Source organism: Rhizobium sullae, assembly GCF_900169785.1.
In the GTDB taxonomy this organism is placed as follows: Bacteria; Pseudomonadota; Alphaproteobacteria; order Rhizobiales; family Rhizobiaceae; genus Rhizobium; species Rhizobium sullae.
Genome location: NZ_FWER01000062.1, coordinates 17,677 through 31,879, shown reverse-complemented (window position 1 = coordinate 31,879; position 14,203 = coordinate 17,677). Strand labels below are relative to the sequence as shown.

Sequence of the window (14,203 nt, the reverse complement as noted above, 5' to 3'; positions counted from 1 at the left end):
CGAACTGCGCGCGGGTGCCAAGCCTCTACTTGTAAGCCACCGCTGCACTTGCAGGTCCCGCCAACGGAATAATCTCGCAGCGACCGAACCCTGCCTCCTTGCACCACTCGGTGAACTGGGCGCCGGTAAAGTCAAACGCCTCGCCAAATTCGATGAGCATGTTCAGCGACATCATCAGACCGAAGCTGTTTTGCCTGCGCTCGTCGTCGATGATGTTCTCGATGGCGACCAGCGCGCCGCCGGACGGCAACGCACGGTAGGCCTTGGCGATCAGCATCTTCTTGTTCTCGAGATTCCAGTCGTGAAGGATCAGTCCCATCGTGATAATGTCTGCCTTGGGAAACTCGTCCGCGAAGAAGTCGATCGCCTCGGTGGTGACCCGGCCGCCGAGGTTGCGCTCCCTCACGCGCCGCTCCGCGATCGGCTGCACATCGGCGAGATCGCACGTCCGGCATTGCATGTGCGGATGCCGCGCCGCGACGATGGCCGAAAGCTGCCCGGTTGCGCCGCCTATATCAACCAGCGTCTTGAATTTGGAAAAGTCGAATTTCTCGGCGAACGCCGTGAAATTGCCCATCGAGATGCCGCTCATCGCGTCCATGAACTGCTCTAGGCGCGCCGGGTCCGAATAGAGTTCGCCGAACATGGACCTGCCTGTCTCCTTGATCTCGTTTTGAGGCTTTCCGGTTTGCAACGCCTGTGTGAGATCGCCCCAGAACCGATACAGGCGTGCGTTCGCCATCTCGAGGATTCCACCGATGTATTGGGGGCTCCGCTTGTCCAGGAACAGTGCGGTTGAAGCCGTATTGCCGTATTTGCCGGTTTCACCGGCGCCGTCCCTCTGCAGCAATCCGAGCGCGACAAGGGTGTCGAGAAAATCATACGTTCCGCGCGGATGCAGCCCCATGGCGCCTTGCAGTTCGAGGCCCGTTTTGGGGCCGTCCGCAAGCAGCGAGAAGAGCCCCAGTTCCACGGCGCTCAACAATGTCTTGGCTGGCCAGAATCCAAAGCCAATTTGCAGGATGTGGTCTGGAGAAATTCCGTTTTGCATATGAGCCTCCCCGATGGGCGAATGCACCCGTGGGAGCCACGCCGATGCGCCCCGTTATCATTCAATGTTAATCCAGTCCGCGGAAATTCACCAGCCGGACGCATGGAACGGGCTATCGGCAAAAACAAGCATCACACGGACTGGAGTACTATTTACACGCTTCAGAAGGGGATCCGCCTTCCGGTTCCGCATTTGCCGCCTTGATCTGATCGTTCAGCCACCCTCACCTGACAGCTCCCAGCGGGTCGCTCCGCCCTTTCGCCCGCCTCGACCGCCGCTTCCCTCAGCACCATCACGTCGTAGCGGGTCGCTGCCATCAAAAGCTATTTGGAGATCGGAGAAGGAACCTTTTTCAGCTGGTCACGGGGCCGTTCGGCACAATCGGTGAGATCGAGACCTAGGAGCGAGAAAGCGATACAACCCTCCGCAACCCTGCCAACTTCGGTTCCGATTAAGGTAGTTTAAATTACTGTATTTTTGACTAAGGTAATTACGATTAAGGTAATTTAGATTACCTTATGGAGCCGCGATTGAAATTTTTAGGCCGTGAGCGGGAACTCACTCTGCTCCAGACCGAGCTAAGGGAGCCAACCTTTTACTCCAGCATCCTGGCGGCTGTTTCCGATGGCCGTAACAGCAAATCAGAGATTGCAAATCGACTCGGGGTCAAAGCAGACAACATCGGGCCATACAGGGCAAAGCTGCAGGCCCTCGACCTCATAAGCAATCCCAAGTCGTTAGATGCCGATGAGAAAGGTCGAAATCGCCGCTATCGGGTCGCAGACAGCCTGATTTCGTTTTGGCATCGCTTTGTTCGCCCAAACCTGACTGCGATCAGCAGCGGTTTCGGCGAAGACGTTTATGACTGCGTCGTAGAGCCTCAGTTTTCAGAGTATATGGGCATCGAGTTCGAAGGTATCGCACTGGAATATGCCAAGCTTCACATTCAAGAGATACTCGGAGTGCCTGCCCAGGAAGTTGGCCAAATCTGGGATCATTCGGATTTTGATATTGATGTCGCGGGGAGACTGCTGAACGGTGCGTTTTTCTTCGGGGAGTGCAAGTGGAGGACAAGCACAATCGATCTTGGCCACGTTCGGCTGCTACGGCAGCGGTCAGAAAAAACAACTTACGGAAAAGGTGCGGCCAATAAGCATTTTCTGTTCTTCAGTAGAATTGGTTTTTCAAGCGACGTTATTGATTTAGCAAAGGAAGACAAGCAACTTCATTTGCTTACCCCTGAAAATTTGGTGAATCCGCGCAGATAGACACCACTGGCCAACGCGGTCACGGACACGGCCCGCAAAACGTCTTGCTCTACAATACGCTGCGTCACGGTGTGGAGTACAGCGAATCGGCTCGTGACTGCTGCTGCCTCAAACTGCGTAGATCCAATTGCCTGTTGATGAGGCGCCCTTCTCCCATGTGTTTGGAACGGTTTTGCTATCCGGTGTTTTGATGCACTCATCCGATAATGTCACCTTGACGGCCCACTATCGCGCTTTATGGCACCTTGAGATGACATCACTTGACATATTGGGGTAAGTGTTGCAAATGTTCTCTTGAGGTTACTTTACGGCACATAAGGAGCTTTCAAGGCATCATGGTGGCAAGAAGCGCATTACTTTTGGCACCCCCTTACGCTGTAGAGCGCTCACTGAACGTTCTTGGGGCAAACCTCAAGACAGCTCGCCTTCGTAGAAATCTTACGCTTCAGGAGGTCGCTGAAAAGATCGGTGTCATCAGGCGCGTGGTTTCAGACGCTGAGAAGGGTAAGCCCTCAACAAGCATTGCCGTATATGTCGCGCTGCTTTGGGTCTATGGCCTTACGGAACAACTCATGCAAGTTGCCGATCCCGAAACAGATCAGGAAGGGAGAGCTCTCGAAAGGGCACGGGCACCTCAGCGGGCACGACAGGAAAGAACATTGGATGACAATTTCTAAAGACGGTCCTTCGAATTGCTTTGTTTATATAACGCTTCCAGAAAAGACCAAGCCGGTAACCGCTGGCCGCTTTTCGCTAAAGCAGGATCGGCAAGGCACAAACGTGGGCCAGTTTGTCTACGGTCGGACCTATCGGGAAAACCCGGAAGCCGTAGAGATTGACCCTGCCGAACTACAAATTGCCGCTCGAACTTATGAAACAGCGGCAATGGGTGGTATCTTTGGTTCATTACGCGACGCAGGACCAGACCACTGGGGGCGTAGACTGATCGAGAAATGCGCTGGCAAAGCGCCTCTGGGCGAACTGGACTATCTACTCCATTCCCCTGACGATCGCGCGGGCGCATTAGGATTCGGATTGAACGTCGATCCACCTGCTCCGAGCCATCATTTCAATCAGACTATTGACCTCGCACGACTACAAGAAATCGCCGACACAATAGTGCGCGACGAGGAGGTCGACGAAGCTGCCGATCGAGAGCAGATCGAGAAAATCTTATTGCTCGGCACGTCCATGGGCGGTGCACGACCGAAAGCAGTCGTTGAAGACGAGAGCGGCCTATGGCTCGCCAAATTTAACCGCACCGACGATCGTTGGAATCAAGCGCGAGTGGAGCATGCGATGCTACTACTCGGCCGCGAATGCGGCCTGGTGACGGCTGATAGCCGCATTACGTCAGTCGCCGGGCGGGATGTCCTTTTAGTGAAACGGTTTGATCGAGAAAAATCCGAAGACGGCTATTATAGAACGAGGATGGTGAGCGGATTGACTTTGCTCCGTGCAGAGGACAGCCACCGTTCTCGTGGTCTATGGTCATACATTTTACTTGCGGAAGAATTACGTCGTGTGTGCGCAGAACCGCAGCGTCAGGCACAAGAGTTATTCAAACGCATGTGCTTCAATGCACTTATTTCGAACACCGATGACCATCCCCGAAATCACGCAGCTATTGCAAAGAATCGGAGCTGGAAGTTGTCGCCCGCCTATGACCTGACTCCCTCGACGCCAATAAGTGTTGAACAAAGAGACTTGGCGCTCATTTGTGGAGATCAAGGTAGGATAGCTCGCGCAAGCAATTTTCTCTCTCAGTGCCATCGTTTCCTCTTAGATAAGGAGGAGGCCGTTAAGATTATAAAAGACATGACAAACATCGTTCGGACGACATGGTACAATATTGCCCGATCAGCGGGAGTATCTGAAAGCGATTGCAGGACCATTGAAGGCGCATTCGTCTATCCAGGATTCGAGGCCGAAAAATTGTGAAGGATGCTTAGATGACCACTTTGACCGTGCGCTTGAGTACGATAGCGGACGCCAAGGCCCGCATTGTCGAGGCCGGAAGGTGCGCGCTAGCGGGTGATACCGTTGAAGCCGTGCCTTCGGTCAATTTCACGTCCTATGACGACATGCATCGGGTGCTTGCTCCTTCCCGCCTCGCTATTGTCAAGGCACTCGCCGGACAGGAGGCGTTGTCGATCCGCGAGGTGGCGAGGCGCGTTCCAGCAACCTGTTCGACCGAACCACTCCTCGGGTCGACGCGGTTCTACGGATCCATTTTTTTGGGCCGACCGCGGCCGAGAGCGCCGTCGGCGCGGGCTTGCAGATAGGCATAAATGTCATCGATATAAGGAGCGAAATTGGGATCGTTGGCGAACCCTTTCATGACCGAGCTCCCGCTCTTGCTCTGCCCGTCGCGGACGACACGCCTGAATGTCTCGATATCGAGGCGCCGGTCGACGAGAGAGGACGCAAAAGTCGAGCCGACGCCATCGGGCCCGTGGCAATGGTTGCAGCCACCATGATAGCGCCGGTAACCGTTGTAGGTCCGCGCATCAGCCTTGCCCTCGACCACTCTGTAGAGCTTATCGGCGGCCGCGGCCTCCTGCGAACATCGCCCGGAACCGACCGCGACGCCACAGGCGACGACAGCGAACAGTACCAGGCGCTGCAATGGACGCATCTCCCGTTACCTTAGAAGCCGCTTGGCGGCTCGATCGGCCACGTTGTCCGATGGCGAGTTCGTGCGGACCAATAGCGTAAAGGATCAAGCCCCAACTGTATCACAAGCCCCTGCCGGAAAAGCCGAGCCAGCTTTCTGCGCTCGAAAAGTCGCCTTCTCGCACACAAAGCTCACTCGGCTCTTTCCCCGACCAGCCCTCCGGGTTGATGGTCCTTGCGTTGTCATCGTAGACAGCAAGTATGTTGGGCCGCTCGCCCGGCATGGCCAGATGGGTACGGTCGGAATCACCCTTTCATCGCCCGAGGATTCCGGCCAAGAGGATCACTCCTCGAATAAGGCGCTGGTCGACACGTTATCGATCAAAGTGACGCTGGGCTCCTGCACGAGAAGGACGTCGCCATCGCGTATGATCTCGAAGTCGGCGGACGGCTGGCCGAATGCTTGAGGCACGGAGATTATCAGCCGCTGGCCCGGTGCGAGTGTGGACACGAAGCGGATCGGCTGTACTTCACTTCCGGAAGCCATGGTCGCAACCACCTGGTAGCCGCCGTCTTTGTCGACCGTGTAATACACCGCACCACTGAAGCGGTCGAGATGAATACTGTGGCCGTTCCCCGGCGCCAGTTCCGACGCCGCGGCGGCGCCTGTCGTGGCGAGTAAGGCCAATGCAAATGCGGTAGAACCTCTGGTCATCACTATCCCTCCTCCGCGAACCATCACTTGCCTGGGCATTCACTTCCCATGACGGCAAGCGCAGCTTATGCGCGGAGCAGCTCGGGCACATCGGTACGGTCACCCAATTTCCCGGCGACTGGTACCCTAAATTCTCAAGCTTGCTCGAATTAGCTATCGACAGCGCGCGGAGCGTCAGCGGCTGGCAGGAGCCATGGCTCGCCGCGCAGGCGCAGGAGGACCTCCATACGATTGGCGGCGTTGAATTTGCCGAGCACGGCGGAAACCTGATGCTCGATCGTGCGCGGGGAGCGCGACAAACGTTGGGCGGCTTCCTTGTTGCTCATGCCCGCTGCGATTAAGGCGAGCACTTGTTGTTCGTGCCACGTCAAACCAAGCGGATGATGGCGGGCCACCCCATATGGCCCTCTGCGGGCTTTCGGCAACTGGCTTGCAACACCCAGGCGCTGCGCCTGTTTTCGGGCCAGCGCCGCAGCGGGACGCGCCTCCAAGGTCTCGAACGTCGTGACGGCACGACCCAATGCCGGCCCGGCATCGGCTCCGCGAACCTGCATCAGGGCAAGCGCCGCTTCATAAGGAAGCCCCAGGCGATCCCACTCCTTTGCCGCCGCCAGCGGATCGCCGCGGAGCTCGGCGGAATGCGCCAAGGGAATCTGCGCCTTCGGCGCCGGCAGCGGGATGGTCATGCCGCATCGCCGCCACCACACTGCCAGTTCGCCGAAATCCCAAGTACGGAAGTTATCGAGATCCATCCTGACGAGGACGCTTAATTGCTCATGGCCGGCACTGTCGTCTCCGTCAAGCCAGGCCGCTTCAGCCAGCGCAAGGCGGACTGGCACAATGCGTTGGGGCTCGCCGGTCGCCAATCCCTCTTGGAGCGCCTGCTGGAGAAGCGCCAAGCTGCCGGGCTCACCTAGTCGCGCGCGCACCCTTCCGAGCACAGTGAGCGCCGGCAGGTGCATGACCATCGGTAGGCGTTCCAGGTTCATGACCCCCTGCGCAACGGTCTCAGCTTCGCGAAAACGGCCCTGCTCCATGTGAAGCTGCGCCTGCCGGCCGAGCAGGTATTGCGTCGCTGAATCAAGGTCGTGCCTGGTGGCGAACGCGATACCTTCGGCCAACAAGCGTTCAGCCAGGACAAAGTCCTTGGACACGACGGCGCATTCCGCGAAGTTGGTGTAGGCTCGCGCCGCATCGTCGTGAAATCCGTGCTCGAGCGCCAGCGCCAGGCTTTCCTCCAGCCGCTCGCGGCCGCCCGGACGGTCGGCGAAAAGAAGCGCGGTGCCGACATTGTTCAAAGCGTGGACGCGCGTTTCGATTTCGCCCAGTCGGTCGGCCAGTGAGATCGCGCGCAAGCCCCAATCGATCGCTTCGTCGAAGCGATAATGCAGCATGTGAAGCTGAGAGCGCGTGCTGTAGGCCATCGCCAGTTCCGAGCAAGGCGGCAAGTTTTCCATTTCGCGCACCGCCTGGTCTGCGTAGTCCTCCGCCGGCTGGCCTTCGCCGCGGCGCCAGTGCAGCCGTGACAGCCTGCACAGATTAGGACCGATCTTGTCGATGCGTCCGAGGTCGCGCCAAATCGCGATAGCACGATGGTGCGCCTCAATCACCGGTTCATAGAGTAGGAGAGCCATTCCCGCCTCATAGGCCCAGTCCTCGTAAAGGTGTGCGGCGAGCTCCGGTGTAGCTTGTGCGACGTATCTAAGAGCTGTCGCCAAATGTGAAGCCGCCTCTCCGTGTGCGCCAAGGCGCGCCGCATGTGCCGCGGCTTGTGGCGCGAGTTCGAGAACGCGCGCCCCATCGTTAGCCCCGGCAGCGTGGTGTATCCGGCGTGAAAGCAAGCCAGACGCATGGGTCGTGATGAGTTGCGATATCGCCGCCTCCACCTTTGCATGAAGCGACCTCTGAAGGCTCGGCGGCAGCCGGTCGAGCGTTGCCTGCCGGGCAAGTTCGTGTCGAAACATCACGGCGCCCTGGTCGTCTCGCCGCAACAATCCGCGCGCCACGCATTCGTCCACCAGTGCTTCGGCCTCTACGCCGAGCAGAGGCCGGATGAGCCACGGTTCCACGCTGCCGGGCACTATGCTGATCACCTCAAGCACTTTGCGCTCACCCGCTGTCAGCCGAGACAGGCGCGCCCAGACCGCATCGCGTATGGAATCCGGCACCCGCCCGGGCTCCACCTCGCCGCTTGCCAAAAGTTCGGTGATGAAAAAGGGGTTGCCCTCCGTAACGCGATAAAGGTCGGCCGCGCTGCGGCCGGCCTGCTCAGCCAATACCGTCACCGCTTCGGGAGACAACGGCCCAAGCGCTATGCGGGTGACTGATGCGGACGGAAGATCGCCGATCACATGCGTCAGGGGATGATCGGCGCCGATTTCATCACTGCGCAGACTGAGCACCAGCACGGTTGGAAGCAAGGAGATGCGGCGGCCGAGGTATTTCATGAGGTCGAGCGTCGCGTTGTCGGCCCAGTGGACGTCCTCGAAGATCAGTACGATCACACCACTGGCGTGCTGGAGCACATTCAGCAGTGCCGGAAAGAGCCGCTCCTGCGGAGCCGCCTGATCGAGCAGTGCTGCAACGCGCGGATCAAGCAGGTGCCCCATGTCCTGCAAGGGTCCGAGCGGGCGCGGCGTGAAAAGCGCCTCGCACCAGCCCCACAAGACCTGGCAACCGTTGTCGGCATGCTCCGCGAACGCGCGCAGGAGGGAGGTCTTACCAATCCCGGCTTCGCCTTCGAGCAGCACAGTGCTGCCGTGCCCGGCCGCAGCGTTGTGCATTGCACTCAGCAAAGCTTCGAGTGGACCCTCTCGGTCGAGCAGCATCGCGAACCCTCTTCGTCGAGAGTATAACAAATTAGATCATTTTGGCACAATGAGGTCTGTTCGAGTTGACGGCCGTATTTCGTCAGCAAAAGGGATAGGTTTTCGCTTTTTCCTCCTCGGAATCTTAAGTAATCCTCTTGCGGTTGCTTCTGAGTTATACTTGAAACCGGAGCGCGCGGAGATCTGAGCAATTCATTATTGCCACTCATACATCTTTAGATGGCAGAAACGACAGTTTTAAAGTCGATCGCACGCATCAGGGGAAATCAGATTCCAGCGTCATCCGAAAGCGTGATGAAAACAATCACCGAGATTGAGACCATCGCGGTTAACAGTCCAAATCACCGTCATGTCGTGAAAGCCTCACGCCAACGGCAACCGGCCGACCTTACGGCCCTCGGTCTCACCCTTGCCGACCTCCCTCGCCCAAAGATCGGAATAACGGAGACCGTCGCGGTCTAGACGTCACCGTCGACGCTGATCGGTTGACCTCATCGGTCCCCGCATAGGCGTCGACCGCGGCCTCGAACTCGTCGAGCAGCTCGCGCGGCATTGTTTCAGGCCTGCCAACTGTCCGAGCACCGAATTGCCCGCATCAGCCGCTCGTAGTCATCGATGTTGAGAAGCACGAGGCGCGGTTTGTTGCGTTGGGTGATCGTGACCGGATGGCGTAACGCCTCGGCGATGATCTCGCCGGATCTCCGGGAACGATCGCTTGTGAAGATCGCTGCAAGGGGACTTGACTTACCACCACTGGAAACCTCAGGCTTGCGGAAAAGGTAGAGGTTGCCTCGATGCGCACTCGCCCCGATCAACTCGAAGAGAACATCCTCACTCTGTTCAACCGGGCCTGTCGCCAGAGCCGATGGGAGGTTGCCGAACATCTGCTGCGTGCGCTCGAAGCGTCGAGCGATGAGGGTGACGGTTGCGAGCCGCCTTGCGTTCGTAGTCCGCTCACCGACGCCTACCTCTCAATCGCAAGTCTTCACTCGAAACAATGACGGCCTGCCACGACCGATCCTATCAGCAGCACCCACACTGCCGTTGAACCGGCGGACACCGCACCGAGCCGAACGAACAAAACACGCAGCAATCTCCGGGCTTTGGACGCAGCAGCTTCTTGCAATTGGTGCATTCGTAAAAGAACTGACAGGCATCCGTGGGCATGGTCTCGCGTTTGGCAAAGCCGCAATACGGGCAGGTCAACATGGATTCCAGAATGACGGCAGATGTCATTGCCATTTCCTCACTTCAGCCAATGCAAACGAGCATCGGCACGTTTCCCGGAGCCGGAAAGAGGACGTCGACATTCGTCATCGACCGTCTGCGCGGCTGCGGAGCGGGAACCGGCTGCATCGGAAAGCGAATCGTCGGAGAGGTTCGGTATCATCGAAACAGTCCCTCCAATTTCTCCCATAGGCTCGGCTCTGGATGTCCGTGAGGCTTCTGGGTTCGGTTGGTGAGCGCGTTGACGAAGACAACGAGGTTGACCGGCTCGAACTTCAACGTGTGAAAGCGGGCTCGAAGGCGGCCGTCCTGATCGATGACGTGAGTGACGATCCCGTGCATCTGCATGCCCTGTTCGCTTTCCGTGAACTTGAGGCCATAGGCCTCGGCGATCTTCCGGGTGCTGTCTTCGGCCTGATCCGACGCGGCGGTCAGAAAGATCCAGTTCTCCGGATCGAGGCCGTGGGCCTTGCCGTAATCGCGCAGGACCTCGCCGGTGTCGCGCTTCGGGTCGGTCGTGATGGTGACGAATTCGACCATCGCCTTCATCGGCGTCTGGTTGATCATCGCTTGGAGTTCGGCGACTCGTTCACTGTGAAGCGGGCACACATCCGGGCAGTTGGTGTAGATAAAGTTCAGCACGACGACCTTGCCGTGCAGACTGGCAAGGCTCACGACGCGGTGATCGGCATCCTCCAACGTGAATCCGGGCGCTTCGCTGTCGACCGGCTGGAAGTATGTCTCCTTGGCGCGGAGGTCCTGGCCAACCTCACCGAGCGAATGCGCCAGTACCGAGGCGACGCAAGCCACCGTCACCGCGATGGCCAGCAGGGCTGAATGCAATGTGCGCATGGGTCGTCACCTTTCGACAGCGGTGGCCGCGTCGTCTTGCCCGGACGAGCAGCACGACCGCGGTGGCCCGATCGGAAGAAAGTCGGATTGGATCTGCGGGCGGACCGCGGATGATGCCTTGCCCTGAAGCCCGGCCATGCGGTTCATGCAGAGCCCGAGCGCGCACATGGCGACGCAGGGCAGCGCGCTCAGAATCAATGGCGCAACACCGGCAGCGACCAGCCAGTTCCAGTTTAGTCCCAGGCCGAATGCAAACATTAGGTCTCCGAGGACGACGAGCCCGCGCTGCCCTCGCAGCCAGGAAGGAAGCCGGCCGGCGAGCGGCCGCGAGGAGGTAGCGTGCGGAGGTGCCTTGGCCAAACTCGGTTTGTTCATAACGGTTTCTCCTTGTCCTGCCTGGTCTGAGGAGCCCCTGGTGGCATACTGTCTTTCCCGATTATCGATCCGAGGAAGGAAATCATATCGGGTGCGTACCAATCGGCGGGCCCCACGAGCCGTCCGAGCTCCTGTCCCTGCCGGTCGATGAGCAGCGTCGTGGGTAGGCCGATGGTGCCGAGCGCAAACCCTGCCTTGCTCGTCGCATCAACGTGGATGGCGAGATGTTGGATGCCGGTCTCGTCATAGAACTTCTTCACCGCCTCCGGCCCGCCGCGATCGATCGAAAGCGCCACAACCTCGAAATCCTGGCCGCCGAGAACTGCCTGAAGCCGATCGAGCGTCGGCATCTCCTCCCGGCAGGGCAGGCACCATGTCGCCCAGAGATTGAGGAGGACGACCTTGCCGCGAAACATCTCCAACGTCTGCGGCCTGCCGGCTTCATCGGTGAATTGAAGCGCGGGAACTGGCTCTGGCGTATCGCGTAGCACAAAGTTCTTCGGCGGCTCGGCGGCGACGGGAGATGCCAGGACAACGAGGAGTGCTGCCATGAGGAATGATTTCATAGCGTCTCTCCCCCTGCGCTGATTTCAGTCACGGACATGTTCTGACGTCCTCGATCACTCCGTCGCGTAGACGGCCGGAGGTTTGCCGTCCTTCGTGACGGAGTAGATCGTGAACGTCTCGGTCTTCGTGCCGACCATGCCGGGCGAGCCCATCGGCATCCCTGGCAATGTGATGCCGGCGATGGCGGGCTTTTCCGACAGGAGCTTGCGGACGACGTTTACCGGCACGTGCCCGTCGACCACATAGCCGTCGATGAACATGGTGTGACAGCCTTGCATCTCCGCCGGCACCCCCGCCTTGCGGCTGATCTCGGCAAGGTCGTTGGTGGGCTTGACCTGGACGCTGAAGCCGTTGTCGCGGAGATAGACGGCATAGCCCTCGCAGCAACTGCACTGCGGGTTCTTGTAGAGCGTTGCCTGGAGGGGCTCGGCCAGTGCGGGAATCGGCAGGAACAGCATGGCGGTCCCTGCGAGGAGAAACGTTCGTCTTTGCATGAGAGTGTCCTTTCTTCAGGTTTAAGTTCAGGCGACACGCAGCACGGTCATCATGCCGCTCATCTGGTGATCCATAACGTGGCAATGCAGCATCCAGTCGCCGGGGTTGTCGGCGACGAAGGCGACTTCGACGACGTCCTTCGGCGCCATCAGCACCGTGTCCTGCCATTGGCGGTGCGGGACCGGCTCGCCATTGCGGCTCAACACCCGCATGCTGTGGCCGTGCAGGTGCATGGGATGCCACCAGGCTGTCTGGTTGCGCAGGATCAGTGCGACGCTGCGTCCGCGCTGGAACGTGAGGGCAGGCTTCATGTCCGCATGGCCGTCGCCGGTCATCGACATGCCGTTGATCGCCCAGGCCGGGCCGCCGGCCGTCCCCATCATCCCCTGCATCATTCCACCACCGTTCATTCCGCCCATTCCCGCCATCATGCCTCCGCCCATCATGCCGCCCTGGAGCGTCAGGTCATGACGTTCGGTGGCGGCAGGGTCGGGGTCCGGCAGGGGATTGCGCGGCAACACGAACGGAGCATCGAGCGGATGCGAGCGAAGCGGCGGAGCCTCTTCATAGGCGAGCTCAGTCAGTTGGTAGGAGAGACCGTCGTAGAAATCGTCGACGACACCGTAGCGCCGTCCCGCTTCCCCCTGCATGTCGAGCACGACATCGACGCGCATGGCCGGACCGAGCAGGATGCGGCCGGCCTCGGGCTCATGCGGGTCGCAGGGCTGACCGTCGATCGCGACGACCACCGGATTGTGCTCCTCGAAACGCAGCGCCATGATCCGGGCAAGCGAACCGTTGACGAGGCGAAGGCGGACACGTTCGCCGGCTCGGACCGGTTCTGTCTCCGAGACCTCGCCGTTCAGGGTGACGGTGTTGCCGATGCGGCCGGACATCGCCGCTTCCATCCGGTTGCTGAAGCCCGAGGCGATCTCGCCCGTTTCCCTGAGCCGCCAGTCAGCCAGAAGCCAGAGCAGATCGCGGTCGACGGCGACCAGGTCGCGCTCCTCAACGATCACGGCTCCGGCGAGGCCTCGGCCAAGCTGCTCAAGGCTGTTGGCGTGCGGGTGGTACCAGAACGTCCCGGCGTCCGGCGGCGTGAACTCGTAGACGAAGCTCTCGCCGGACCTGATCGGCGGCTGCGTCAGGCCCGGCACGCCATCCATGGCGTTGGGCAGCCTGATGCCGTGCCAGTGGACCGTGGTGTCCTCATCGAGCCGGTTTTCGACGACGAGCCGAGCCGGTTCGCCTTGCCGCAGGCGCACGAGCCGCCCCGGCACGGTTCCGTCGTAGGCCCAAACGCCGGTCTCCGGACGATCTGGGCCTGCGAGACGCGAGCGCGCCTGGGCGGCGACGATTCGGTACTCGTTCGAGTCTGCACGCACCTGCGATGACGGCAGCCCAGCGGCCAATAAGAGGCCCGCACCGGCCTGGAGAAAACCCCGACGCGACATGCGGCCATTGAATTCGGTACTCACGGTCGATCCTTCCGATCATCGTTGATGACGGGACGCGTGGCCTTGTTGGTTGGGATCACCTCCGGGCCGATGCGCACAAAAGCGCAGACGCGTTCGTTCGCCCGGCTTGATCGCTTTAAGCGACGGCCGGAACGTCAGCCGATGTCGGTGGTTCGCGGAGGGTCAGGATCGGGTGGCGCTCGCGTGCCATGAAGGAGCGAGTCACTCATGGAGAACGAGACGAGCTGTCTGACAACCGGCACGGATACTCCCTCGGGAAGCACGGCGAGGACGGGCATCGTGCAAACGACGCTGCATACCATCGCCTTCATGCCGTCGTCACTGCCCGCCGGGCAGTCCGGGCAGCCGTCATGCATCGAACCGGTCATGTCGGAGGTCATCGCCATTTTCATCCACATGCCGGTTGCCTGAGCGGCGGAGAGACTCATCCCCACGGCGACGAAGACCGCGAGGAACACGGCGACAAAGCTGCGAGCCGACCAGCGTTTCATAGCAGTAGAGAAGATGCCGCTAAAATGCGTCGAACACAAGCCGTGACGCGTCTGACCGCATCCCGACGCTCACGTTGTGAAACGACTGTCCACGACGCGGGCGCACATTTCAGCGGTAGAACAGATACTTGATCAGCGCGGCGATCACGAGGATGACCACGACCAGTCCCAGGAGACGCGCAAGCCCCAGGCCCCACATCATGCCGCCGCCCATGATATCGTTCATCATCGCATTCTCCT

Annotated in this window: 15 protein-coding genes and 1 pseudogene; 4 read left to right on the top strand and 12 right to left on the bottom strand. The window is 59.7% G+C overall.

Annotated elements, in window-relative coordinates:
• Window positions 1–25: 25 nt before the first annotated feature.
• On the bottom strand, window positions 26–1,051 hold the full coding sequence (locus BN1800_RS33775; RefSeq protein WP_087004326.1) for a methyltransferase: 1,026 nt from the start codon (window positions 1,049–1,051) through the stop codon (window positions 26–28).
• A gap of 530 nt (window positions 1,052–1,581) precedes the next feature.
• Between BN1800_RS33775 and BN1800_RS33770 the strand changes: the two genes are divergently transcribed.
• From BN1800_RS33770 to BN1800_RS44440, 4 genes are all read left to right on the top strand, one after another.
• Window positions 1,582–2,319 carry a DUF234 domain-containing protein gene (locus tag BN1800_RS33770; protein WP_244564752.1) on the top strand — a complete coding sequence of 246 codons (738 nt, stop codon included), beginning with the start codon at window positions 1,582–1,584 and terminating at the stop codon, window positions 2,317–2,319.
• Between the two features lie 335 nt (window positions 2,320–2,654).
• Entirely contained in the window at window positions 2,655–2,996 is a 342-nt protein-coding gene (locus BN1800_RS33765; protein ID WP_087004323.1) for a helix-turn-helix domain-containing protein, read from the top strand.
• A complete protein-coding gene (locus BN1800_RS33760; protein ID WP_087004320.1) occupies window positions 2,983–4,260 on the top strand; it encodes a type II toxin-antitoxin system HipA family toxin in 1,278 nt (425 codons plus the stop codon). Before BN1800_RS33765 ends, BN1800_RS33760 begins: the two co-directional genes overlap by 14 nt.
• Window positions 4,261–4,271: 11 nt before the next feature.
• Window positions 4,272–4,604, top strand: a complete 333-nt coding sequence (locus BN1800_RS44440; protein WP_483251929.1) for an HVO_A0114 family putative DNA-binding protein — start codon at window positions 4,272–4,274, stop codon at window positions 4,602–4,604.
• On the opposite strand, the gene BN1800_RS33750 is transcribed toward BN1800_RS44440, so the two are convergent.
• From BN1800_RS33750 to BN1800_RS33700, 11 genes and pseudogenes are all read right to left on the bottom strand, one after another.
• Window positions 4,541–4,957 (bottom strand): c-type cytochrome, encoded by a 417-nt coding sequence (locus tag BN1800_RS33750; protein WP_027514002.1) that lies wholly within the window; start codon window positions 4,955–4,957, stop codon window positions 4,541–4,543. The genes BN1800_RS44440 and BN1800_RS33750 overlap by 64 nt on opposite strands.
• Before the next feature lie 321 nt (window positions 4,958–5,278).
• Entirely contained in the window at window positions 5,279–5,650 is a 372-nt protein-coding gene (locus BN1800_RS33745; RefSeq protein ID WP_087004317.1) for a hypothetical protein, read from the bottom strand.
• 149 nt (window positions 5,651–5,799) lie between these two features.
• Complete coding sequence (locus BN1800_RS33740; RefSeq protein WP_087004314.1) at window positions 5,800–8,478, bottom strand: ATP-binding protein; 2,679 nt, start codon at window positions 8,476–8,478, stop codon at window positions 5,800–5,802.
• A 481-nt stretch (window positions 8,479–8,959) separates the two neighbouring features.
• Window positions 8,960–9,203: pseudogene (locus tag BN1800_RS43030) on the bottom strand (type II toxin-antitoxin system prevent-host-death family antitoxin); the annotation flags it as partial.
• 298 nt (window positions 9,204–9,501) lie between these two features.
• The gene (locus BN1800_RS43025) at window positions 9,502–9,714 is read right to left on the bottom strand and encodes a GDCCVxC domain-containing (seleno)protein (protein ID WP_087004311.1); all 213 of its coding nucleotides are present in this window, start codon (window positions 9,712–9,714) and stop codon (window positions 9,502–9,504) included.
• Between the two features lie 150 nt (window positions 9,715–9,864).
• Entirely contained in the window at window positions 9,865–10,557 is a 693-nt protein-coding gene (locus BN1800_RS33725; protein ID WP_027514006.1) for an SCO family protein, read from the bottom strand.
• Window positions 10,558–10,563: 6 nt separating this feature from the next.
• Entirely contained in the window at window positions 10,564–10,932 is a 369-nt protein-coding gene (locus BN1800_RS42025) for a hypothetical protein (RefSeq protein WP_063829638.1), read from the bottom strand.
• Window positions 10,929–11,498 carry a TlpA family protein disulfide reductase gene (locus tag BN1800_RS33715; protein WP_087004308.1) on the bottom strand — a complete coding sequence of 190 codons (570 nt, stop codon included), beginning with the start codon at window positions 11,496–11,498 and terminating at the stop codon, window positions 10,929–10,931. Before BN1800_RS33715 ends, BN1800_RS42025 begins: the two co-directional genes overlap by 4 nt.
• A gap of 54 nt (window positions 11,499–11,552) precedes the next feature.
• Window positions 11,553–11,993, bottom strand: a complete 441-nt coding sequence (locus tag BN1800_RS33710; protein ID WP_027514007.1) for a DUF411 domain-containing protein — start codon at window positions 11,991–11,993, stop codon at window positions 11,553–11,555.
• A gap of 27 nt (window positions 11,994–12,020) precedes the next feature.
• The gene (locus tag BN1800_RS33705) at window positions 12,021–13,448 is read right to left on the bottom strand and encodes a multicopper oxidase family protein (RefSeq protein ID WP_051336875.1); all 1,428 of its coding nucleotides are present in this window, start codon (window positions 13,446–13,448) and stop codon (window positions 12,021–12,023) included.
• 158 nt (window positions 13,449–13,606) lie between these two features.
• The gene (locus tag BN1800_RS33700) at window positions 13,607–13,963 is read right to left on the bottom strand and encodes a hypothetical protein (protein ID WP_084606807.1); all 357 of its coding nucleotides are present in this window, start codon (window positions 13,961–13,963) and stop codon (window positions 13,607–13,609) included.
• Between the last annotated feature and the right edge of the window lie 240 nt (window positions 13,964–14,203).